Source organism: Streptomyces cellostaticus (assembly GCF_001513965.1).
In the GTDB taxonomy this organism is placed as follows: domain Bacteria; phylum Actinomycetota; class Actinomycetes; order Streptomycetales; family Streptomycetaceae; genus Streptomyces; species Streptomyces cellostaticus.
The window spans coordinates 655,899-677,347 of record NZ_KQ948015.1 but is presented as its reverse complement, the minus strand read 5'-3'; the positions used below and the strand labels follow the sequence as shown (position 1 = coordinate 677,347).

The 21,449-nt window shown below is 71.3% G+C and carries 20 protein-coding genes; 6 read left to right on the top strand and 14 right to left on the bottom strand.

Going from position 1 to position 21,449, the window contains the following annotated elements; translation table 11 throughout:
- The 3 genes from AQI88_RS02930 to AQI88_RS02920 form a co-directional block, all read left to right on the top strand.
- A partial coding sequence (locus tag AQI88_RS02930; protein ID WP_208615699.1) for a hypothetical protein occupies positions 1 to 769 on the top strand: 769 nt, incomplete at its 5' end.
- Positions 770 to 946: 177 nt separating this feature from the next.
- The gene (locus tag AQI88_RS02925; RefSeq protein WP_066991170.1) at positions 947 to 2,434 is read left to right on the top strand and encodes an AlkA N-terminal domain-containing protein; all 1,488 of its coding nucleotides are present in this window, start codon (positions 947 to 949) and stop codon (positions 2,432 to 2,434) included.
- A gap of 11 nt (positions 2,435 to 2,445) precedes the next feature.
- Positions 2,446 to 2,940, top strand: coding sequence for a methylated-DNA--[protein]-cysteine S-methyltransferase (locus tag AQI88_RS02920; protein WP_066991167.1), 495 nt, complete (start codon positions 2,446 to 2,448; stop codon positions 2,938 to 2,940).
- 73 nt (positions 2,941 to 3,013) lie between these two features.
- Here the strand turns inward: AQI88_RS02920 and AQI88_RS02915 are convergent, their stop codons facing one another.
- On the bottom strand, positions 3,014 to 3,754 hold the full coding sequence (locus AQI88_RS02915) for an SIR2 family NAD-dependent protein deacylase (RefSeq protein WP_066991164.1): 741 nt from the start codon (positions 3,752 to 3,754) through the stop codon (positions 3,014 to 3,016).
- A 178-nt stretch (positions 3,755 to 3,932) separates the two neighbouring features.
- Here AQI88_RS02915 and AQI88_RS02910 point away from each other — a divergent pair, with 178 nt between their 5' ends.
- Entirely contained in the window at positions 3,933 to 4,133 is a 201-nt protein-coding gene (locus AQI88_RS02910) for a type II toxin-antitoxin system VapB family antitoxin (protein ID WP_066991161.1), read from the top strand.
- A gap of 37 nt (positions 4,134 to 4,170) precedes the next feature.
- On the opposite strand, the gene AQI88_RS02905 is transcribed toward AQI88_RS02910, so the two are convergent.
- Together AQI88_RS02905 and AQI88_RS02900 are read right to left on the bottom strand one after the other, a co-directional pair.
- A complete protein-coding gene (locus AQI88_RS02905) occupies positions 4,171 to 4,665 on the bottom strand; it encodes an NUDIX domain-containing protein (RefSeq protein WP_066991158.1) in 495 nt (164 codons plus the stop codon).
- A 28-nt stretch (positions 4,666 to 4,693) separates the two neighbouring features.
- Positions 4,694 to 5,767, bottom strand: a complete 1,074-nt coding sequence (locus AQI88_RS02900) for an ADP-ribosylglycohydrolase family protein (protein WP_066991156.1) — start codon at positions 5,765 to 5,767, stop codon at positions 4,694 to 4,696.
- Positions 5,768 to 5,932: 165 nt separating this feature from the next.
- On the opposite strand from AQI88_RS02900, the gene AQI88_RS02895 reads away from it, so the two are divergent.
- Positions 5,933 to 7,069: a glycerate kinase gene (locus tag AQI88_RS02895; protein WP_079057363.1), complete on the top strand. Its 1,137-nt coding sequence runs from the start codon at positions 5,933 to 5,935 to the stop codon at positions 7,067 to 7,069.
- Positions 7,070 to 7,247: 178 nt separating this feature from the next.
- Here the strand turns inward: AQI88_RS02895 and pssA are convergent, their stop codons facing one another.
- The 9 genes from pssA to AQI88_RS02845 form a co-directional block, all read right to left on the bottom strand.
- Positions 7,248 to 8,063: a CDP-diacylglycerol--serine O-phosphatidyltransferase gene (gene pssA / locus AQI88_RS02890; protein WP_066991153.1), complete on the bottom strand. Its 816-nt coding sequence runs from the start codon at positions 8,061 to 8,063 to the stop codon at positions 7,248 to 7,250.
- A gap of 22 nt (positions 8,064 to 8,085) precedes the next feature.
- The gene (locus AQI88_RS02885; RefSeq protein WP_066991150.1) at positions 8,086 to 8,742 is read right to left on the bottom strand and encodes a phosphatidylserine decarboxylase; all 657 of its coding nucleotides are present in this window, start codon (positions 8,740 to 8,742) and stop codon (positions 8,086 to 8,088) included.
- A gap of 170 nt (positions 8,743 to 8,912) precedes the next feature.
- Positions 8,913 to 10,118 (bottom strand): acyl-CoA dehydrogenase family protein, encoded by a 1,206-nt coding sequence (locus AQI88_RS02880; RefSeq protein ID WP_066991147.1) that lies wholly within the window; start codon positions 10,116 to 10,118, stop codon positions 8,913 to 8,915.
- A 4-nt stretch (positions 10,119 to 10,122) separates the two neighbouring features.
- A complete protein-coding gene (locus tag AQI88_RS02875) occupies positions 10,123 to 10,635 on the bottom strand; it encodes a MaoC family dehydratase (RefSeq protein WP_062716551.1) in 513 nt (170 codons plus the stop codon).
- A 5-nt stretch (positions 10,636 to 10,640) separates the two neighbouring features.
- A complete protein-coding gene (locus AQI88_RS02870; RefSeq protein WP_066991144.1) occupies positions 10,641 to 11,600 on the bottom strand; it encodes an HpcH/HpaI aldolase/citrate lyase family protein in 960 nt (319 codons plus the stop codon).
- On the bottom strand, positions 11,597 to 13,624 hold the full coding sequence (locus tag AQI88_RS02865) for a protein meaA (RefSeq protein ID WP_066991141.1): 2,028 nt from the start codon (positions 13,622 to 13,624) through the stop codon (positions 11,597 to 11,599). The genes AQI88_RS02870 and AQI88_RS02865 overlap by 4 nt, the downstream gene beginning before the upstream one ends.
- 9 nt (positions 13,625 to 13,633) lie before the next feature.
- Positions 13,634 to 14,971 carry a crotonyl-CoA carboxylase/reductase gene (gene ccrA / locus AQI88_RS02860; protein WP_208615707.1) on the bottom strand — a complete coding sequence of 446 codons (1,338 nt, stop codon included), beginning with the start codon at positions 14,969 to 14,971 and terminating at the stop codon, positions 13,634 to 13,636.
- Between the two features lie 1,773 nt (positions 14,972 to 16,744).
- The gene (locus tag AQI88_RS02850) at positions 16,745 to 17,587 is read right to left on the bottom strand and encodes a TetR family transcriptional regulator (RefSeq protein ID WP_208615698.1); all 843 of its coding nucleotides are present in this window, start codon (positions 17,585 to 17,587) and stop codon (positions 16,745 to 16,747) included.
- 127 nt (positions 17,588 to 17,714) lie between these two features.
- Entirely contained in the window at positions 17,715 to 19,520 is a 1,806-nt protein-coding gene (locus AQI88_RS02845) for a 3-hydroxyacyl-CoA dehydrogenase family protein (protein ID WP_066991129.1), read from the bottom strand.
- A 381-nt stretch (positions 19,521 to 19,901) separates the two neighbouring features.
- Between AQI88_RS02845 and AQI88_RS02840 the strand changes: the two genes are divergently transcribed.
- Positions 19,902 to 20,483, top strand: coding sequence for an adenylosuccinate lyase (locus AQI88_RS02840; protein ID WP_066991126.1), 582 nt, complete (start codon positions 19,902 to 19,904; stop codon positions 20,481 to 20,483).
- A 6-nt stretch (positions 20,484 to 20,489) separates the two neighbouring features.
- Here AQI88_RS02840 and AQI88_RS02835 read toward each other — a convergent pair whose 3' ends face one another.
- Together AQI88_RS02835 and AQI88_RS02830 are read right to left on the bottom strand one after the other, a co-directional pair.
- The gene (locus AQI88_RS02835) at positions 20,490 to 21,008 is read right to left on the bottom strand and encodes a GNAT family N-acetyltransferase (protein ID WP_066991123.1); all 519 of its coding nucleotides are present in this window, start codon (positions 21,006 to 21,008) and stop codon (positions 20,490 to 20,492) included.
- A gap of 39 nt (positions 21,009 to 21,047) precedes the next feature.
- On the bottom strand, positions 21,048 to 21,446 hold the full coding sequence (locus tag AQI88_RS02830) for a RidA family protein (protein WP_066991120.1): 399 nt from the start codon (positions 21,444 to 21,446) through the stop codon (positions 21,048 to 21,050).
- Positions 21,447 to 21,449: the final 3 nt, after the last annotated feature.

Sequence of the window (21,449 nt, the reverse complement as noted above, 5' to 3'; positions counted from 1 at the left end):
GAGTCCGCAGTTCACAGGGGCGTTGCAGGGTCCGGAGTTCACAGGGGCGTCGCCGAGTCCGCAGTTCACAGGGACGTTGCAGAGCCCGGAGTTCACAGCGTCACGGGAGGCCGCGGCCGACCGCACCCCTCCGGCCGACGAGCAGCCCACAGTGCCGCCCCGAGCCGACACACTTCGCCCCCCGGCCCTCTCGGACACCCAGGCCACGGTCCTCGGCAAGCGCAACCGTGTCGCGTCGGCGCCGGTCCCTGCCGGGGAGGAGGCCGGCGAGATCGTCCTACGGTTCGGCCCCGGTGTCCCCGTCGACGAGCAGGATGCCCTGCGCGCGCGGTGGCGTACCGCACCGCCGGCACCCGCCGCCCACCGCCCCCGCCGAAGACGGCGCGCCTGGATCGCCGCCACCGCCGTCCTGGCCTTCGCGGCCGTCCTGCTCTGGCTGCTCCTGCGCCCGACCCCGGCGCCAGGGGTTCTCGCCGTCCAGGTCCAGGCGCCGGCACGGCAGTTGCACTGCGGGCAGACGGCCGACCTGGTCGGTGTCGTCACCACGGACGGCCGGGGCGGCCCCGTCACCTACCACTGGCTGCGCAGCGACGGCCACGACTCGGGCGAGCTGGTCAGTACCGCCCGCAGCGGCGAACGCAGGCTCCGGGTGCACCTGCGGTGGACGGTACGCGGCCCCGGCCGCTTCCAGGGCACCGCCCGGCTGCGGATCCCGCACCGGGACACCCCGATGGAGGCGAAGGCGACGTTCAGCTACGCCTGTTCCTGAGGGGCGCCGGCCCCCTCACCCCTCCACCAGCACCTCGGCCCGCCGAATCCCACGACCGCGGGCCGGAAGCCAGGGCCCGCCTCCTTCGATCCAGGGGGCGGCCGACGCCGAGACCGGCGCACGTACGTGTCGGATTCCCGCCAGCGGCCGGCCCCGGGGGTGGACGATCCTGGACGCATGGAGACAGGGACGCACTTCGACCGGGAGCACTGCGTGCGCGCCGTGCAGTCCAAGGACGCGCGGTTCGACGGGTGGTTCTTCACGGCCGTCCTGACCACCCGCATCTACTGCCGGCCCAGCTGCCCGGTCGTCCCGCCCAAGGCGGAGAACATGACCTTCTACCCGAGCGCGGCCGCCTGCCAGCAGGCCGGGTTCCGGGCCTGCAAGCGCTGCCGCCCCGACACCAGCCCCGGCTCCCCGGAGTGGAACCAGCGCGCCGACCTGGTGGCCCGGGCGATGCGGCTGATCGCCGACGGGGTCGTGGACCGCGAGGGCGTGCCGGGTCTGGCCGCCCGGCTCGGCTACAGCACCCGGCAGGTGGAGCGGCAACTGCTCGCCGAGCTGGGCGCCGGACCCCTCGCGCTGGCCCGCGCCCAGCGCGCCCAGACCGCAAGGCTGCTCGTGGAGACGACCCCGCTGCCCATGGCGGAGATCGCCTTCGCCGCCGGCTTCTCCTCCATCCGCACCTTCAACGACACCGTCCGCGAGGTCTTCGCGCTGTCCCCGAGCGAGCTGCGCGCCCGGGTGCCCCAGCACGCCGCCGACGCCGCGGGCGCCCCCGGGACCCTCGTACTGCGGCTGCCGTTCCGCGCCCCGCTCAACCCCGACAACCTCTTCGGCCACCTGGCCGCCACGGCCGTACCCGGTGTGGAGGAATGGCGGGACGGCGCGTACCGGCGCACGCTGCGGCTGCCGTACGGACACGGGATCGTCGCGCTCACGCCCCGGCCCGACCACATCGCCTGCCGGCTCACCCTGAGCGACCTGCGCGATCTGACCGTGGCGATCAGCCGCTGCCGGCGGATGCTCGACCTGGACGCCGACCCGGTCGCCGTCGACGACCAGCTGCGCACGGACCCGTTCCTCGCGCCCCTGGTCGACAAGGCACCGGGCCGCCGGGTGCCACGCACGGTCGACGAGGCCGAGTTCGCCGTCCGTGCCGTGCTCGGACAGCAGGTCTCCACGGCCGCCGCCCGCACCCACGCGGCCCGCCTGGTCACCGCGCACGGCAAACCCCTGGACGACCCCGAGGGCGGCCTCACCCACCTCTTCCCGTCCCCCGAGGCGCTGGCCGCCATCGACCCCGAGACCCTGGCCATGCCCCGCACCCGGCGCACCACCTTCACCACCCTCGTGCGTCAACTCGCCGACGGCACACTCCACTTGGGGGTGGAGTCCGACTGGGCCGAGGCCCGCGCGCGCCTGCTCGAGCTGCCCGGCTTCGGGCCCTGGACGGTCGACGTCATCGCCATGCGCGCCCTCGGCGACCCCGACGCCTTCCTGGCCACCGACCTCGGAATCCGGCGCGCCGCAGGGGAGTTGGGCCTGCCCGCCACCCCGGCCGCGCTCACCGCCCGCGCCGAGGCCTGGCGGCCCTGGCGGGCGTACGCGGTCCAGTACCTGTGGGCGACGGACAGCCACCCGATCAACTTCCTGCCCGTGTAAGGATCTCCGAGATGAAGCAGCACACCGTGACCGACAGCCCCTACGGCCCCCTCACCCTCGTCGCCGACGACGGCGTCCTGTGCGGCCTCTACATGACCGGCCAGCGCCACCGCCCGCCCGAGGAGACCTTCGGCACGCGCGACGACACCCTCTTCGCCGAGGCTGAGGAGCAGCTCTCGGCCTACTTCGCGGGCGAGTTGACCGAGTTCACCCTCGAACTGCGCCTGAACGGAACCCCGTTCCAGCGCGGCGTCTGGGACCAGCTGACCCGCATCCCGTACGGCGAGACCCGCTCCTACGGCGAACTCGCCGACGCCCTGGGCAACCCCAAGGCGTCCCGCGCCGTCGGCCTCGCCAACGGCAAGAACCCGATCGGCATCATCGTGCCCTGCCACCGTGTCATCGGCGCGGGCGGTGACCTCACCGGTTACGGCGGCGGCCTGGACCGCAAGCAGCGGCTGCTGGACTTCGAGCGGGGGACGGCTCTGTTCCAGGTCTCCGGATGAAGACGACTGGGAGCGCCGGGCGACCTGAGCAGGAGTCCAGTTCCGGCCGCCGGCGGTGCCGGTCAGGCTGCCTCTATGCGTCACAGGCATGAGCGCGCAGGCGGTGCAGCAGCGCGGGCAGCGCCGTGCCGATCGGTTCCCGTACGACCTCCTGGGCGAGGTCGTCGTACGGCGTCGGCTCCGCGTTGACGATGATCAGGTGGGCGCCGTGGTCGGCGGCGACGCCGACCAGACCGGCGGCGGGCTGCACCTGGAGGCTGCTGCCGACGGCGACGAACACGGTGCACGCCTTGCTGATCGCCAGCGCCTCGCCGAGCACCACCGGATCCAGCCGCTCGCCGAACATCACCGTCGCCGACTTCAGGATCCCGCCGCACTCCAGACACGGCGGATCGTCCTCACCGGCCTCGACGCGCGCCAGGGCGTCCTCCATCGGTCCGCGCGTATGGCACTTGGTGCACACGACACTCCGTGCGCTGCCGTGCAGTTCGAGCACCTTGCGTCCGGGCAGCCCGGCCAGCTGGTGCAGCCCGTCCACGTTCTGCGTGATCACCCGCACCGGTATGCCGGACTTCTCCAGCTCGGCGACGGCCCGGTGCGCGGCGTTCGGCTCGGCCTTCAGCGTCCGGTTCTTCCGCCGCATCTGCCACGACTGCCGCCGGATCTCCGGATCGCCCATGTAGTACTCGTACGTGACGAGCTTCTCGGCCTCCGGATCCCGCCGCCACAGCCCGTTCGGACCGCGGTAGTCGGGGATGCCGGAGTCGGTGGAGATGCCGGCCCCGCTGAGCACGGCGACGAGGGGCTTGGTCATGCCGTCGAGGGTAGGCCGGGTGGAGCGGAGGCCGCGAACCGATTTCGCTCAGCCGGCCGACGCCCACCGCACCGCCGCGACCGCCCCCGAAGCCAGGGACGGCGCCACCCGGCTCCTCCCCGATGGGCAGGAGAGCGGAACGGCCTTGGCGCGAGCCGCTGGATGCTAGCGTCACGCCATGGCCAAGGTGACCGTCTCGCTTGACGCCGAACTCGTCGTGGAGGTCATGGTGCTCGCGGGGGTGGGTAACCCGCAGGACGCCGTGGAGCTCGTCGTCCGGGACTACATCGCACGCGGGCACCGGACCGAGGCGCGGGTCGCCGCGCGCGAGGAGGCGTTGCGCGAGGTGGACGCGAAGCCCCGGGATCCGGAGGGCTGAGCGCGGTTCGGTATCGGCCGCCGGGCCGGGCGGGCGGTCAGAGCACCCGGTGTCCGTTCTCCAGCTCCGCCGTGCCCGTGTTCTCCGCCAGGACGTCCAGTGCGGCCAGGACGCGGCGGCCGAGGGCGTCGGGCAGGTGCTCGGGGATCTCCTCGTGGGCTACCAGACGCCAGGACAGCAGCTCCTCCTCCTGCAGGCGGATGGCCTTGAGCTCGGCCTCGGTGAGGACACCGCCGTCGTACAGGTACGCCACCAGCGGCGGCCGTCCCGTGCCGTGCACCCAGTCCACCGCCAGCAGCCGGCCCACCTCGCGGTCGAGGCCGATCTCCTCCAGGGTCTCCCGGCGGGCGCCCTGGCGCGGTGTCTCGCCGTCTTCCGACTCGATCGTGCCGCCCGGAAGGGCCCAGCCCTCGCGGTAGTTGGGCTCCACCAGCAGCACGCGTCCCTCGGCGTCCCGGAAGAGGGCGGCGGCACCGGCGAGGACACGGGGCAGGCTCGCGATGTACGCGGCGAAGGCGTCAGTCGTGGTCATTCAAGGAGGGTAACCAGGTCCGGGACGGCTACGGCCCGGCCGTCGCCAGGCGCAGGGTGCGCTCGGCCAGCGCACTGATCTGTACGCCGTCGAAGCCGAACACCGCGCTCCGGACCGTGTCCTCGAGCGGGTCCTTCCACCGGGCCGGGATGGCCGCCGCGCCGGTGAGCACCCCGGCCACCGAACCGGCCGTCGCGCCGTTGGAGTCGGTGTCCAGGCCGCCGCGGACGGTGAGGGCGAGGGTGCGGGTGAAGTCGCCGTCGCCGTACAGCAGCCCCGCCGTGAGGACGGCCGCGTTCGGGACGGTGTGGATCCAGCCGAGACCGGCGCTCTCCCCGGACACCGTGGTCAGCGTCTCCTCCCAGGGGAGGCGGGTCTCGTGCAGGGACATCACCCGGCGCACGGTACGGGCCAGCCGGCTGCTCGCCGGGATCACGGCGAGCGCGGTCTCCAGCGCGTCCCGCACGCCCGGAGCCGTGAACGCCGCCGCGATCAGTGCGGCCGCGAACATCGCGCCGTAGACGCCGTTGCCGGTGTGGGACAGCACCGCGTCCCGGCGGGCCAGCGCGGCGGCGCGGCGCGGGTCGCCCGGGCAGGTCCAGCCGTAGACGTCGGCACGGATCAGCGCGCCGATCCACTCCTGGTACGGGTTGTCGTACGTCGCCGTCAGCGGCGGCTTCAGACCGTTCGCCAGGTTGCGGTACGCCGCCCGCTCCGCGGTGAACGTCTGCAGGTACGGCAGCCTGAGCAGCCACAGGTCGCCGACCTGCTCGGTGCTGAAGCCGAAGCCGTGGGTCTCCAGCAGGTGCAGGCCGAGGATGGCGTAGTCGACGTCGTCGTCGCGGCAGCTGCCGTGGATACGGCCGCGCACGCACTGGCGCCACTCCGGGCGCAGTACGGCGCCGTCGGCCGCGTCGGCGGGCTCGGGCAGGTAGTCGGTGAGCGGCAGGGCGGCGGCCTGCCGCAGATAGCGGTCGATGCGCTCGCGCGTCCACACCTCGCCCTGCTCGACCGGTTTGCCGAGCATGTTGCCCGCGATCCGCCCGAGCCAGCCGCCGTGGATGCGGTCGGCGAGGTCCGGCCCGGTGCCCTGGTTGCCCATGGCTGGGGTCTACCCGTTTTCCCGAGCAGCCTCCCAGCCGCTTCCCAGGGTTCGGTCGGGGCATGACGGCGGGGGTGTCCTCCGGTTATGGTCGCAGCGGCGCGACTGGCCCTGACGTGCGCGGGGCCCGGAGAGCAAGGGGAAAGCAAGGTGGCGGACGCTGCAGTGAACGAGACCCGTCGGGTGCTCATCGCCGCGGACAAGTTCAAGGGCTCGCTGACGGCCGTACAGGTCGCCGAGCGGGTGACGGCCGGGCTGCGCCGGGTCGTGCCCGGCCTCGAGGTCGAGGCGCTGCCCGTGGCCGACGGCGGCGACGGAACCGTGGACGCGGCGGTCGCGGCCGGTTTCGAACGCCGGGAGGTCCGGGTCGCCGGGCCGCTCGGGCAGGAGGTCACGGCCGCGTTCGCGCTGCGCGGCGACACCGCGGTCGTGGAGATGGCCGAGGCGAGCGGGCTGCAACGGCTGCCGGCCGGTGTCTTCGCGCCGCTGATCGCCTCCACGTACGGCTCCGGGGAAGTGCTGCGGGCCGCGCTGGACGCGGGCGCGCGGACGATCGTGTTCGGCGTGGGCGGCAGCGCCACGACGGACGGCGGCGCCGGGATGCTGTCGGCGCTGGGCGCCCGGTTCCTGGACGAGGACGGGGAGCCGGTCCCGCCGGGCGGCGGCGGTCTCGCCGAGCTGGCCCGGGCGGACCTGTCCGGTTTGGACCCGCGCCTGTCCTCGGTGGAGCTGGTGCTCGCCAGCGATGTCGACAATCCGCTGACCGGGCCGAAGGGCGCGCCCGCGGTGTACGGCCCGCAGAAGGGGGCGTCGCCGGACGACGTGGAGACGCTGGACGCGGCCCTCGCCCACTTCGCCAAGGCGCTGGAGGCGGCCGTCGGGCCGCGTGCCGCCGAGTACGCGGCGGCGCCGGGTGCCGGGGCGGCGGGCGGCATCGGTTACGGCGCGCTGCTCCTGGGCGCCCGGTTCCGGCCCGGCATCGAGGTCATGCTGGACGTCCTCGGCTTCGCACCGGCGCTGGAACGGGCCGATCTGGTGATCACCGGCGAGGGGTCGCTGGACGAGCAGACCCTGCACGGCAAGGCTCCGGCGGGGGTCGCTGCGGCGGCTCGGGCCGCCGGGAAGGACGTCGTCGCGGTGTGCGGTCGGCTCGCTCTGCCGGAGGAGGCGTTGCTGCGGGCCGGGATCGGTCGTGCTTACCCGTTGACGTCCGTCGAGCCCGACGTCGCCAAGTGCATCGCGGATGCCGGGCCGATCCTGGAGCGGGTCGCCGTACAGATCGCCGAGGACCACTTGGTCTGAGGCCCCTGGGGGCTCCGCCCCCCAGACCCCCGTTTCCCACCCACCCACCTGTCTCGGTCGGTGGGTGGGCATAGGCCGGGGGCCTGGGGGCGGAGCCCCCAGACGGCTGCACCGACGCCGGACGCGCACAGCGAAGGGCCCCGAACCCATCCGGGTCCGGGGCCCTCCAAGCGGAGCGTTACGGCTGGGCAGCCCGCGCCTCACGCCGGTTGTCGCGGAAGTTGTTCACCCGGCGCGCCGTGGCGAACAGCGGAATCACCGCGCCCATGACCAGCTGCAGGGCGCAGCCCGTCTGGAGCAGCAGCTGCCCGCTCGGGGCGTCGAAGGCCCAGGCGGCCAGGAGGCCCATGGACAGGACGATCCAGGAGAGCATCGCCCCCGCCAGACGGCCCCGCGGCTTCGGGTACTCCACCCGGCTCACCATCAGCCACGCGGTGCCCAGGATCGCCAGCAGGGTCGCCACGAAGGGCAGCTCCAGCAGCACGATCGAGACCACCGTCAGTGCGCCGAACGGCGAGGGCATGCCCTGGAACATGCCGTTCCTCGGCGTCACGCACGAGAAACGCGCCAGACGAAGCACGACGGCCAGGAGCACCACGATTGCCCCGAGCGCCGCCATCCTCTGGTGCGCGTCGTCCGCGACCATGCCGTAGACGAGCACGAAGTACGCGGGCGCCAGACCGAAGCTGATCAGGTCGGAGAGGTTGTCCAGCTCCGCGCCCATCGGCGACGAGCGCAGCTTGCGGGCCACCAGTCCGTCGAACAGGTCGAAGACGGCCGCGCAGAGCATCAGGATGACCGCCGTGGCCGCGCTGTGGCGGGCCATGCCGGACTCCTGGCTGCCGGTGAGGTGCGGGATCAGGATGCCGGTGGTGGTGAAGTACACCGCCATGAAGCCACACGTGGCGTTGCCCAGCGTCAGGGTGTCCGCTATCGAGAGGCGGAGAGAAAGGGGCATCTCCTCCTCTTCGTCCACCTCTTCGGCCTCGGGCACCCAGCCCGCCTGGGTCTCCGGATCAATCACGGTCAATGCGAGTCACCCCAGCCACGGTCTTCTGTCCGACCTCGACCGCGACCTCCACGCCCTCGGGCAGGTAGAGGTCGACACGCGAGCCGAAGCGGATCAGACCGATTCGGTCGCCCTGCTCGACCTTCGTGCCCTCAGGGAGGTAGGGCACGATGCGGCGGGCCACCGCGCCGGCGATCTGGATCATCTCGATGTCGCCGAGTTCGGTGTCGAAATGCCAGACTACGCGCTCGTTGTTCTCGCTCTCCTTGTTGAAGGCGGGAACGAAGCCACCGGGGATGTGTTCGACCGACGTCACCGTGCCCGCGAGGGGCGCGCGGTTGACGTGGACGTTGAGCGGGCTCATGAAGATCGCGACGCGGGTGCGCCCGTCCTTCCACGGCATGATGCTCTGCACCACACCGTCGGCGGGCGAGATGACCCGGCCCGGGGCGATCTCACGCTCGGGGTCGCGGAAGAACCACAGCATGCCCGCCGCGAGCGCGGTGGCGGGTACGGCGACGGCCTTGGCAGCGCCGGAGCGGCGCGCGCGCAGGAGGCTGACGGCTGCGGTGGCGACGGTCGGGAGAAGCCACGGCGATGCTCCGCGCGCGAGGCGTACGCCGGCCAGGCTGTCTCGATGTGCAGAGGTTTGGCTGTGGGGCATGGATGACCTTCGTAGCGGATGATGCCGCGCTCTGACGGGGGACGGCGGCTTTCCGGGGATCGTACCGGTCGCGGGCCGCAACTGGGCAAGCCAGGAAGCCGAGTCGGCGGTCGAAGACCGTTGACGGGGTGTGATCTTCTTCTCGAAGAAAACACCCCGTAACCGGACAATCAGCCCTGGAATCGATACTCTTCGAGCAACCTGCGCCCGATGATCATTTTCTGGATCTCGGCGGTACCTTCACCGATGAGCAGCATCGGAGCCTCGCGGTAGAGGCGCTCGATCTCGTACTCCTTGGAGAAGCCGTAGCCGCCGTGGATCCGGAAGGCATCCTCCACGACCTCCTTGCAGTACTCGGAGGCGAGGTACTTCGCCATCCCGGCCTCGAGGTCGTTTCGCTCCCCGGAGTCCTTTTTGCGTGCCGCGTTGACCATCATGGCATGCGCGGCCTCGACCTTGGTAGCCATTTCGGCCAGCTTGAACTGGATGGCCTGGTGCTGGGCGATCGGCTTGCCGAAGGTGTGCCGCTGCTGGGCGTACTGGACGCCGAGCTCGAAGGCGCGCTGGGCGACGCCGCAGCCGCGCGCCGCCACGTTGACGCGGCCGACCTCCACGCCGTCCATCATTTGGTAAAAACCCCGGCCGGTGACGCCGCCGAGCACCCGAGCGGCCGGTACCCGCAGGCCGTCCATGATCAGCTCGGTGGTGTCGACGCCCTTGTAGCCCATCTTGTCGATCTTGCCCGGGATGGTGAGGCCGGGGCGGACCTCGCCGAAGCCGGGCTCCTTCTCGACCAGGAAGGTGGTCATCGACTTGTGGGGGGCCGTGCCCTCGGGGTGTCCTTCGTCACTCCGGACGAGAACGGCGACGAGCGACGACGTGCCACCGTTCGTCAGCCACATCTTCTGGCCGTTCAGGACGTACTCGTCGCCGTCCTTGACCGCCTTCGAGGTGATGGCCGACACATCGGAGCCCAGTCCGGGCTCCGACATCGAGAAGGCGCCCCGGATGTCGCCGGCGGCCATGCGGGGCAGGAAGTGGTCCTTCTGCTCCTGCGTGCCGTGCTGCTTGAGCATGTACGCGACGATGAAGTGGGTGTTGATGATGCCGGACACCGACATCCAGCCGCGGGCGATCTCCTCCACGCACAGCGCGTAGGTGAGGAGCGACTCGCCCAGGCCCCCGTACTCCTCGGGGATCATCAGACCGAACAGGCCGAGTTCCTTCAGGCCGTCCACGATCTGCTGCGGGTACTCGTCGCGGTGCTCCAGCTCGGTCGCGACAGGAATGATCTCCTTGTCGACAAAATCCCGGACGGTGGAGAGGATCTCCTGCTGGACGTCGGTCAGACCGGCGGTCTGGGCGAGACGGGCCATGGCTCTACTTCTCCTGCTGCTTCAGCTCCGGGCGGCCGGGCTGCTCGCCGCCGCGTTCCTTGATGTACGTCTCGGTGGGCACCATGACCTTGCGGCGGAAGACACACACCAGAGTGCCGTCCTGCTTGTAGCCCTTGGTCTCGACGTAGACGATGCCGCGGTCGTTCTTCGACTTGGACGGCCACTTGTCGAGCACGGTCGTCTGGCCGTAGATCGTGTCGCCGTGGAAGGTCGGCGCCACGTGCTTGAGCGACTCGATCTCCAGGTTGGCGATCGCCTTGCCCGAGATGTCCGGGACGGACATGCCGAGCAGCAGCGAGTAGATGTAGTTGCCGACGACGACGTTCTTGCCGAAGTCCGTCGTCTTCTCCGCATAGTTGGTGTCCATGTGGAGCGGGTGGTGGTTCATGGTGAGGAGACAGAACAGGTGGTCGTCGTACTCCGTGACCGTCTTGCCCGGCCAGTGCTTGTACGTCGCCCCGACCTCGAACTCCTCGTAGGTGCGTCCGAACTGCATCGCGCTCAGGCCTCCGGGATCTCGAACTTCGACGTGCGCTGCATGCCGGCGGCCCGGCCCTTGCCGGAGATGACCAGCGCCATCTTGCGGCTGGCCTCGTCGATCATCTCGTCGCCGAGCATCGCGGAGCCCTTCTTGCCGCCCGCCTCGGACGTGTAGTAGTCGTACGCGTCCAGGATCAGCTCGGCGTGGTCGTAGTCCTCCTGGGAGGGCGAGAAGATCTCGTTGGCCGCCTCGACCTGGCCCGGGTGCAGCACCCACTTGCCGTCGAAGCCGAGGGCCGCGGCGCGCTGGGCGACCTCGCGGTAGCCCTCGACGTTGCGGATCTGGAGGTAGGGGCCGTCGATCGCCTGGAGGTTGTTGGCGCGGGCGGCCATCAGGATCTTCATCAGGATGTAGTGGTAGGCATCCGCCGGGTAGCCGGGCGGCTGCTCGCCCACGACCAGCGACTTCATGTTGATGGAGGCCATGAAGTCGGCCGGGCCGAAGATGATCGTCTCCACGCGCGGGGAGGCCTGCGCGATCGCGTTGACGTTGTTCAGGCCCTGCGCGTTCTCGATCTGCGCCTCGATGCCGATCTTGCCGACCTCGAAGCCCATGGTCTTCTCGATCTGCGTCAGCAGCAGGTCCAGGGCGACGACCTGCTCGGCGGTCTGCACCTTCGGCAGCATGATGCAGTCGAGGTTCTGGCCCGCGCCCTCGACCACCGTTACGACGTCGCGGTACGTCCACTCGGTCGTCCAGTCGTTGACGCGCACGACGCGCGTCTTGCCGGTCCAGTCACCCTCGTTGAGGAACTTGACGATGGTGTGCCGCGCCTCGGGCTTGGCGAGCGGCGCGCACGCGTCCTCCAGGTCCAGGAAGACCTGGTCGGCGGGGAGGCCCTGCGCCTTCTCCAGGAAGCGGGGGTTCGAACCGGGTACTGCCAGGCACGAGCGCCGCGGGCGGAGACGGTTGACGGTCATGCGGGGACCTCCAGGGGGTCGAGCTTGTTCGCTTTCCGGATCTCGTCGACGATGCGGCCGATGATTCCGGTGATGTCGAAGTCCTTCGGGGTGAAGACCGCGGCCACTCCGGCGGCCCGGAGTTCTTCGGCGTCACCATTCGGGATGATGCCACCGGCGATCACCGGTATATCTGTGGCACCGGCCACACGCAGCCGCTCCAGTACGTCCGGCACCAGCTGGGCGTGCGAGCCGGAGAGGATGGACAGGCCGACCGCGTGCACGTCCTCGGCGAGGGCCGCGTCCACGATCTGCTCCGGGGTGAGCCGGATGCCCTGGTAGACCACCTCGAACCCGGCGTCACGGGCGCGCACGGCGATCTGCTCGGCGCCGTTGGAGTGGCCGTCCAGGCCCGGCTTGCCGACCAGGAAGCGCAGCTTGCCGGTGCCCAGGTCGCGGGCGGTGGCGTCCACCTTGGTCCGCACCTCGGCGAGCGCCGAGCCCGCCTCCACGGGGACGGCGATGGGGGCGGAGGAGACGCCCGTGGGCGCCCGGAACTCGCCGAACACCTCCCGGAGCGCGCTCGTCCATTCCCCGGTCGTGACCCCGGCGCGGGCACACTCCAGGGTGGCCTGCATGAGGTTGCCGGTGCCCTTGGCGGCCTCCTTCAGCCGCTCCAGCGCCTTGCACGGGCGCGGGTGGTTGAAGGGCGGCTGGTAGCGCGTGTCGCGCCAGCGCCCGATCGCCTCGACGACCTGGGCCTCGACCGCCGGGTCGACCGTCTGGATCGCGGTGTCCAGGTCGGCCGTGAGCGGGTTCGGCTCGGTCGTCTCGAAGATGTTGACGCCGACGATCTTCTCCTGGCCGGACTCGATCCGGCCCCGGCGCTCGGCGTGCGAGGAGACCAGCTGGGACTTGAGGTAGCCGGACTCGACGGCGGCCATCGCGCCGCCCATCTCCTGGATCCGGTCGATCTCCGCGAGCGAGTCCTCGACCAGCTGGGAGACCTTCGCCTCGATGACGTGCGAGCCCTCGAAGATGTCCTCGTACTCCAGCAGGTCGCTCTCGTGGGCCAGGACCTGCTGGATGCGCAGCGACCACTGCTGGTCCCAGGGGCGGGGCAGGCCCAGGGCCTCGTTCCAGGCGGGCAGCTGCACGGCACGCGCGCGTGCGTCCTTGGAGAGGGTGACCGCGAGCATCTCCAGCACGATCCGCTGGACGTTGTTCTCCGGCTGCGCCTCGGTCAGGCCGAGCGAGTTGACCTGGACGCCGTAGCGGAAGCGGCGCTGCTTGGGGTTCTCGATGCCGTAGCGCTCGCGCGTGACCTTGTCCCAGATGCGGCCGAACGCCCGCATCTTGCACATCTCCTCGACGAAGCGGACGCCCGCGTTCACGAAGAAGGAGATGCGGGCCACGACGTCACCCATGCGCTCCTGCGGCACCTGACCGCTGTCGCGCACGGCGTCGAGGACGGCGATCGCGGTGGACATCGCGTACGCGATCTCCTGCACCGGCGTGGCCCCGGCCTCCTGCAGGTGGTAGCTGCAGATGTTGATCGGGTTCCACTTCGGGATGTGGGAGACCGTGTACGCGATCATGTCCGTCGTCAGACGGAGGCTCGGCCCCGGCGGGAAGACATGCGTCCCGCGGGACAGGTACTCCTTGACGATGTCGTTCTGGGTCGTGCCCTGGAGCTTGGTGATGTCCGCGCCCTGCTCCTCGGCGACGACCTGGTAGAGCGCCAGCAGCCACATGGCGGTGGCATTGATCGTCATCGAGGTGTTCATCTGCTCCAGGGGGATGTCCTGGAACAGCCGGCGCATGTCACCGAGGTGCGAGACCGGCACGCCGACCCGGCCGACCTCGCCGCGGGCGAGGATGTGGTCGGGGTCGTAGCCGGTCTGCGTCGGCAGGTCGAACGCCACCGACAGGCCGGTCTGGCCCTTGGCGAGGTTGCGCCGGTACAGCTCGTTGGACGCCTCGGCCGTCGAGTGGCCCGCGTACGTCCGCATGAGCCAGGGACGGTCCTTCTGACGCTCTGTCATCTATGGCCCTCAGATGTTCCGGAAGCGGTTGATGGCGTCGATGTGCTGGGCGCGCATCTCCTCGTCGCGCACACCCAGGCCCTCCTCGGGCGCGAGGCACAGCACGCCGACCTTGCCCTGGTGCAGGTTGCGGTGGACGTCGTAGGCGGCCTGACCGGTCTCCTGGAGGGAGTAGACCTTCGACAGGGTCGGGTGGATCTTGCCCTTGGCGATGAGGCGGTTGGCCTCCCAGGCCTCGCGGTAGTTGGCGAAGTGCGAGCCGATGATCCGCTTCAGCGACATCCACAGGTAGCGGTTGTCGTACTCGTGGTTGTAGCCGGACGTCGAGGCGCAGGTGACGATGGTGCCGCCCTTGCGGGTGACGTAGACCGAGGCGCCGAAGGTCTCGCGGCCGGGGTGCTCGAAGACGATGTCGACGTCCTCGCCGCCGGTCAGCTCACGGATGCGCTTGCCGAAGCGCTTCCACTCCCTCGGGTCCTGGGTGTTCTCGTCCTTCCAGAACTTGTAGCCCTCGGCGTTGCGGTCGATGATCGCCTCGGCGCCCATGGAGCGGCAGATGTCCGCCTTCTGGTCGCTGGAGACGACACAGATCGGGTTGGCGCCGCCGGCCAGCGCGAACTGGGTGGCGTACGAGCCGAGGCCGCCGCTCGCGCCCCAGATCAGGACGTTGTCGCCCTGCTTCATCTGGGCGCCGTTGCGGGAGACCAGCTGCCGGTAGGCGGTGGAGTTGACCAGGCCGGGGGCCGCGGCCTCCTCCCAGCTGAGGTGCTTGGGCTTCGGCATCAGCTGGTTGGACTTGACGAGCGCGATCTCGGCGAGGCCGCCGAAGTTGGTCTCGAAGCCCCAGATGCGCTGCTCGGGGTCGAGCATCGTGTCGTTGTGGCCGTCGGAGGACTCCAGCTCGACGGACAGGCAGTGCGCGACGACCTCGTCACCGGGCTTCCAGGCGTTGACGCCCGGGCCGGTGCGCAGGACGACGCCCGCGAGGTCGGAGCCGATGATGTGGTACGGCAGGTCGTGGCGCTTGGTGAGCTCGCTGACCTTGCCGTAGCGCTCCAGGAAACCGAAGGTCGCGAGCGGCTCGAAGATCGAGGTCCACACCGAGTTGTAGTTGACCGAGGAGGCCATGACGGCCACCAGGGCCTCGCCGGGGCCCAGTTCGGGCACCGGCACGTCGTCCAGGTGGATCGACTTGCGCGGGTCCTTGTCGCGGGTCTCCAGGCCCGCGAACATCTCCGTCTCGTCCTTGTGCACGGTGATCGCGCGGTACGACTCGGGGATCGGCAGGGCGGCGAAGTCGGCGGATGTGGCGTCCTTCGACTGGATCGCGTCCAGGATGTCCTTCACGGTCACGGTGTTGCCTCCGGCGGTGAGCGCCCTGAGGGAGGGGCGCTGAGGGTTCGTCGGTGCTGCTGAGGGTTTTTTGGTGGTGCCGTCGGTTCGGCGGGGTGGTGCTTCGGCAGCGCTTTGTGGCGCGGGAGGGTTGCCTGTGACGCAGGCGTCCGGGCGCGCAGGCCGTCGGCTTGCGGGGACAGCCGGCGAACGATCGGTCTCTGCTCGCCGGCCGCCCGGACCTCTTCAACGTATGACACCGCGTGTCAGGTGACAAGGCACTGAGTGCCAGAAGTTCGCCTCAGATGAAATCTTTACGTAACAAATGAGCGATGATCGATCAAAGCTACTGTCGAGTAGGTGACAATGGGCGGTCTTGTGGGTGTCGGAGAAGATCCGCCCGGCCCGTTGCGTCGAGCCCATGACACTCGGCGGCGAGGCCGATGCCCGGCACGGTGCGCAGCAGCGAGAGCCGCGACACCCCGCTCGCCGGACGTCCGCACCACGGCCGGGCGCGGCAGCCGCGGATCCAGCCCCAGCTCGGCCGGCCTGGCCTGCGCCCACCACCTGGGCCGGGCCGGGCCGAAGGTCACCGTCCTGGAACGCGACCGGCTCGGCGCCCCGAGCGTCGCCGTCATGGCCCTGACCGGCATGTTCCGCCCCGCCAGCCCGCTGTGGACCAACCCGGCACCCGTCCCTGCCGCTGCTGCGCTACGGCGCCCGGCAGCCGGCTCGCCGTGGAGCCGGAGGCGGGTGGTCACTGGACCCGGGGCGGAACATGGACCCGCTCGCCGACCGGCTGCGCCGGGACGGGGCCGAGTTGGTGGAGGACGCCAGGGGCATCGCCGTCCACGACGGACCGGGGAGGATGGAGGTCCGCACCACCGCCGGGATGTACACCGCCACAGCGGCGCTCGCGGCCGGGGCGTGGTCCCGCGAGGTCTGCCGCTCGCTGGGCGTACGGCTCGACCTTGCGCCCGGAAAGGGGGGTGCGGGTCGCGGGATCAGGGAGTTCGGCCGCGATCCGGATCGCTTCGGGCCGTATCTGCTGGGGGTGGTGCGAGCAGGGGTGGATGGGGTCGCGCTCGGTGCCGCCTGGACGGGTTGCCGGTCGGCTGGCTGCGGGGTCGGCCCTGGGGCGTGTTCTGGCTCGGCCTTGCGCCTGGCAAGGGGGGTGCGGGTCGCTGGGGCCAGGGAGTTCGGCCGCGATCCGGATCGCTTCGGGCCGTATCTGCTGGGGGTGGGTTGGGGGTGGTGCGAGCGGGAGTGGATGGGGTCGTGCCTGGTGTTTCCCGGGCGGGCTGCCGGTCGGCTGGCTGCCGGGTCGGTCCCGGGTCGTGTTCCGGCTTGACCTTGCGCCTGGCAAAGGGGGGCGCGGGGTCATGGGGTTCGGCCGCGATCCGGATCGCTTCGGGCCGTATCTGCCGAGGGCGGGTTGGGGGTGGTGCGAGCGGGAGTGGATGGGGTCGTGCCTGGTGTTTCCCGGGCGGGCTGCCGGTCGGCCGGCTGCCGGGTCCCGCTCCGGCTCGGCCTCGCGCCCGGCAAGGGGGACGGGGCGCGGGACCACGGAGTTCGGCCGCGCCCGATGACCTCGGACGGGCTGCCGGTCGGCCCGCTCCGGGGCCGGCCCCAGGGGCCTGCTCGTGACCGGTCACGACATGCTCGGTCTGGTGTCGGCCCCGGTGGCCGGACGGCTGGTGGCTGGACTGGTGATGGGGGAGGCGGGCCCTCGCCTCGCCGCGTTCTTTGCGCCGGGGCGAGGGAACCGGGCCCGTCCGTGGGCAGCCCCTACGCGCGTTCCTTGAGCGCCTGCTCGATCGTCCTCATCACCTCGTCGAGCGGTGCGTCGGTGCGGGCGACGGTCACCAGCACCTCGCCGTGCGGGACCACGGAAGCCGCGGGGGCCGGGGAGGACGGCCGGGGGGAAGCCTGCCGGCCGGCCCCGATCCCCGTGCCGAAGGTCTTGCGTACGATCGCGAAGGCGTGGTCGAGCTGGGCCTCCACATCGCCCTGGCCGCCGGCCCGCAGCCAGCGCCTGAGGACGTGGTTGTGGGCGGTGACGACGGCGGAGGCGGCCACCTCGGCGAGTAGCGGGTCGTCGTTGGCGTCGTCGGCGTGCGCGTGTTCGTCGAAGTGGCCGAGCAGATAGCGGGTGAACAGGCGCTCGTAGCGGGCCACCGAGGCGATCTCGGCCTCGCGCAGGGTGGGCACCTCGCGCGTCAGCTTGTAGCGGGCGACCGAGATCTCCGGGCGGGCCGCGTACATCCTCATGACTTCCTTGATGCCGCGGCACACCGTGTCGAGGGGGTGCTCGTGCGCCGGGGCGGCGTTGAGGACCGCCTCGGCGCGGATCAGTGTGTCGTCGTGGTCCGGGAAGATCGCCTCTTCCTTGGAACGGAAGTGGCGGAAGAAGGTGCGGCGGGCGACCCCGGCCGCGGCCGCGATCTCGTCGACGGTGGTCGCCTCGTACCCCTTGGTCGCGAACAGTTCCATCGCTGCGGCCGCCAGTTCTCGGCGCATTTTCAGCCGCTGGGCGGCGGCGCGACTGCCTGCGGCACTTTCCGGCGCGTCGGGCGTGGCTGGTGTACGTGAGGACTTGGCGGGCTGGGACATGACCTGAACGTACTGCATGTCCGCAGCTCGATGCGCAGGTCCGGGGTATCCCCCGCCCGTAAAGGGCGGGGGTCCTCCCACGGGATCGAGCAGTCCGCCCCAGTCCGCGCCCTCGGGGGCGCCGTCGAACCAGTCGCCGACGCCGTCAGCGGCGGGCATACTCGCGGAAGCCACGGCCGGTCTTGCGGCCGAGGCAGCCCGCGGCCACCAGGTGCTCGAGGAGCGGGGCCGGGGCCAGCCCCGGGTCGCGGAACTCGCGGTGCAGCACCTTCTCGATCGCGAGCGAGACGTCCAGGCCGACGACGTCCAGCAGCTCGAAGGGGCCCATCGGGTAGCCGCCGCCGAGCTTCATCGCCGCGTCGATGTCGTCCAGGGACGCGTAGTGCTCCTGGACCATCTTGACCGCGTTGTTCAGGTACGGGAACAGCAGCGCGTTCACGATGAACCCGGCCCGGTCGCCGCAGTCCACGGCGTGCTTCCTGATCTTCAGGCAGACCTCGCGGACGGTCGCGTGGACGTCGTCGGCCGTCAGAACGGTCCGGACGACCTCGACCAGCTTCATCGCCGGGGCCGGGTTGAAGAAGTGCATGCCGATCACGTCCTGCGGGCGCGAGGTGGCGCGGGCGCAGGCGACGACGGGCAGCGAGGAGGTGGTGGTGGCGAGGACCGCGCCGGGCTTGCAGACCTTGTCGAACGTGGCGAACAGCTGCTGCTTGACCGCCAGGTCCTCGGCGACCGCCTCGACGGCCAGGTCGACGTCGGCGAAGGCGTCGTAGGAGCCTGCCGGGGTGATCAGGTCCAGGGTCCGGGCGGCGGCCTCGGCGGTCAGCCGGCCCTTGTCCACGGAGCGGGCCAGCGACTTGCCGATCCGGGTCTTGGCGGCCTGGGCCTTCTCCTCGCTGCGGGCGGCGAGGACGACCTCGTACCCGGCCTTTGCGAACACCTCGGCGATGCCGGAGGCCATGGTGCCGGAACCGGCCACCCCGACGGAGCGGACGCTGCGGCCCTGGGCCGCGGTGTCGTCGGCGGCCGGGGTCAGGGCGTCCGCGACGACCGTGGCGCTGCCGGGAGCCTCGTACGTGTAGAAGCCGCGCCCCGACTTGCGGCCGGTCAGGCCCGCCTCGCTGAGCTGCTTCAGGATCGGGGCGGGGGCGTGCAGCCGGTCGCGGGTCTCGGTGTACATGGCCTCCAGGACCGTGCGCGCGGTGTCGATGCCGATGAGGTCCAGCAGGGCGAGCGGGCCCATGGGCAGGCCGCAGCCGAGCCGCATCGCGGCGTCGATGTCCTCGCGGGAGGCGTACTTGGCCTCGTACATGGCGGCGGCCTGGTTGAGGTAGCCGAACAGCAGCCCGTCCGCGACGAATCCGGGGCGGTCGCCGACCGCGACCGGCTCCTTGCCCAGCTCGATCGCGAGGTCCGTGACCGCGGCGACGGCCTGCGGCGCGGTCAGCACCGACGAGACGACCTCGACCAGCTTCATCGCCGGGGCCGGGTTGAAGAAGTGCAGGCCGAGCACGCGCTCGGGACGGGCCGAGTCGGCGGCGAGACGGGTGACCGACAGGGCGTTGGTGCCGGTCGCGAGGATCGTCTCCGGGCGGACGATGCCGTCCAGTGCACGGAAGATCTGGTGCTTGATCTCGTACGACTCTGGGGCCACCTCGATGACCAGGTCGGCGTCGGCCGCCGCGCCGAGGTCCGTGGCGGTGCGGACCCGGGCGAGGACGTCGGCACGCTCCTGCTCGGTCAGCCGGCCGCGCTCGACGGCGCGGGCGGTGGCGGCCTCCAGGGCGGCGACGGACTTCGCGGCCTGGGCCTCGCTGATGTCGATGCCGATCACCTCGCGGCCGGCCTTCGCCAGGACTTCGGTGATACCGGTGCCCATGGTGCCGAGGCCGATGACGGCGATCGTCTTGAACGGGGACACAGAGGTGTGGGACAGGGGAGTGGCCATCGCGGGACTCCAGGAATGAGGGTGACGACTGGGAACGCGCCGGGTGCGCCGGAAGGCGCACGCCGGGGCGGAAAGGAGTGCGGGTGTTGCCGGGCTGCGAGCGCACACGCCCGGTGCCGACGCCGCGGGCGTGCACACGCCCGGGGAGCGGCGGAATCCGACCGGCCCTGTCCCGGAGCCGGGTCGTACTGCGGTACCGATGTACCGAACCGACCAGTGCTCACGACGGCTGCGTCACCAAACCGTCGTCAGCGGAAGTGCGAGAGGGTTACCTCGCTCGAATGAGCTTAACCGGCGAGTAACGAGCGCGCCAGACCTGAGTCGGACCCGAGTTTGTGATGTAGCTCCCTCGGCGGGTGCAACGCGCCTACGCTGGTCTTCGTGGACGAAGAGTTGCGATCGCTCACGGAACGCATTCGGCAGGAGTCGCGCGGCTCGGCGGCGTACGAGGGGTTGCTGGCGACGGAGGACCACGACGAACTGGCGGAGGTGCTCACCGCGCCCGGACAGCCGCTGTGGGCCCGGGAGCTGGCCGCGTTCCGGCTGGGCCTGGGAGGCGACCGGAGGGCCTTCGAATCCCTGGTGCTGCTGCTCAACCACCGCGACCCGCCGCGCTGCGCCTCCGCCGCCTACGCCCTCGCCCGCCTCGGTGACCCGCGCACCGCCCGCGCGGCCGCCGCCCTCGCCACCAACGAACTGCGCGTCGCCTACGCCCTGCACCCGGTACGGCTCCTGGTCGAACTGCGCGCCCCCGAGTCCGTGCCCGCACTGATCACCACCCTGGAGCGGCGGCTGCGCCCGCACGACCCGTACCGGCGGGTGGCCCTCGCCTGTGTGGAGGGCCTCGGCGCGCTCGGCGACGCGCGCGCCAAGCGGGTGCTGAGCGAGGCCCTGGCCCACCCCGCACTCGCCGAGGCGGCGGTGCACGCGCTGGCCCGCATCCCGCGGCAGAAGCAGAGGTGACGCCGGTCAGCGGTCCCTGACGTACCGCACCTCGGGCACGGGCACACCATCCACGTCGAAGGGCTCCTCGGCGCCGTCCGGCCGGAAACCGGCCCGCTCGTAGAAGCGGCGGGCGCGCGTGTTCTCCTTCAGGACCCACAGGAACATGCGCGGGGAGCGGGCGCACTGCCCGGCCGCCTCGGCCAGCAGCGCCCGCCCGATCCCGCTGCCGAGGTGGGCCGGGTCGACGTAGATCGCGTACAACTCGGCGTCCCCGGTGCGCACTTCACCGTCCCGGTACGGCCCGTGCGCCGCCCAGCCGACGACCTCGCCGCCACGCTCGGCGACCAGGTTCACCACGGAGCCGTCCCCCAGCCCGAACCGGGCCCGCCGCCGCTCGGCGTCCGCCGTGACGCTCAGCGCGTCGAGGTAGGGCTGCGGCACGAGGCCCCGGTAGGCGTGCTGCCAGCCGCGGATGCGGATCTCCGAGACGCGGTCGCAGTCGGCGAGGTTCATCATGCGGATGTGCGGGAGCCGGTCGTCCATGGCGGCACCCTAGAGAACCGCTCCCGCACGAGCCCGCGATTATTCGCCCACCACCGCGATCGCCTCGACCTCCATCAGGAACTCCGGAGCGACCAGTGCGGCCACCTGCACGGCGGAGGCCGCCGGCAAGCGGTCGTCGGGTATGTGTGCGGCCCGGGCCGCGCGGATCGCCGGCATGTACGCCATGTCCGTGACGAAGTAGGTCAGTTTGACGACGTGCTGGAATCCGGCCCCGGCGGCGGCCAGACAGCGTCCGAGGTTCTCGAAGACCTGCCGGGCCTGGGCCGCCGGGTCGCCCTCGCCGACCGGCTTGCCGTCCTCGTCCAGGGCGAGCTGGCCGGAGACGGCGACGAAACGGCCGGTGGCCGTCACCACGTGGCTGTACTGGGCGGCGGGGGCGACGCCGTCGGGGGCGGGGATCCGGGTCGGTTCACACATGCG

Bases quoted from the DNA above. Each gene is read 5' to 3' on its own strand.
- AQI88_RS02925 (WP_066991170.1), top strand. From the start codon at position 947: ATGGAGACAGGGACGCACTTCGACCGGGAGCACTGCGTGCGCGCCGTG.
- AQI88_RS02845 (WP_066991129.1), bottom strand. From the start codon at position 19,520: ATGGCCACTCCCCTGTCCCACACCTCTGTGTCCCCGTTCAAGACGATC.
- AQI88_RS02915 (WP_066991164.1), bottom strand. From the start codon at position 3,754: ATGACCAAGCCCCTCGTCGCCGTGCTCAGCGGGGCCGGCATCTCCACC.
- AQI88_RS02835 (WP_066991123.1), bottom strand. From the start codon at position 21,008: ATGGACGACCGGCTCCCGCACATCCGCATGATGAACCTCGCCGACTGC.
- AQI88_RS02885 (WP_066991150.1), bottom strand. From the start codon at position 8,742: ATGCCCCACAGCCAAACCTCTGCACATCGAGACAGCCTGGCCGGCGTA.
- AQI88_RS02875 (WP_062716551.1), bottom strand. From the start codon at position 10,635: ATGCAGTTCGGACGCACCTACGAGGAGTTCGAGGTCGGGGCGACGTAC.
- AQI88_RS02850 (WP_208615698.1), bottom strand. From the start codon at position 17,587: ATGCAGTACGTTCAGGTCATGTCCCAGCCCGCCAAGTCCTCACGTACA.
- AQI88_RS02910 (WP_066991161.1), top strand. From the start codon at position 3,933: ATGGCCAAGGTGACCGTCTCGCTTGACGCCGAACTCGTCGTGGAGGTC.
- AQI88_RS02865 (WP_066991141.1), bottom strand. From the start codon at position 13,624: ATGACAGAGCGTCAGAAGGACCGTCCCTGGCTCATGCGGACGTACGCG.
- AQI88_RS02920 (WP_066991167.1), top strand. From the start codon at position 2,446: ATGAAGCAGCACACCGTGACCGACAGCCCCTACGGCCCCCTCACCCTC.
- AQI88_RS02900 (WP_066991156.1), bottom strand. From the start codon at position 5,767: ATGGGCAACCAGGGCACCGGGCCGGACCTCGCCGACCGCATCCACGGC.
- AQI88_RS02830 (WP_066991120.1), bottom strand. From the start codon at position 21,446: ATGTGTGAACCGACCCGGATCCCCGCCCCCGACGGCGTCGCCCCCGCC.
- AQI88_RS02870 (WP_066991144.1), bottom strand. From the start codon at position 11,600: ATGACCGTCAACCGTCTCCGCCCGCGGCGCTCGTGCCTGGCAGTACCC.
- AQI88_RS02880 (WP_066991147.1), bottom strand. From the start codon at position 10,118: ATGGCCCGTCTCGCCCAGACCGCCGGTCTGACCGACGTCCAGCAGGAG.
- AQI88_RS02905 (WP_066991158.1), bottom strand. From the start codon at position 4,665: ATGACCACGACTGACGCCTTCGCCGCGTACATCGCGAGCCTGCCCCGT.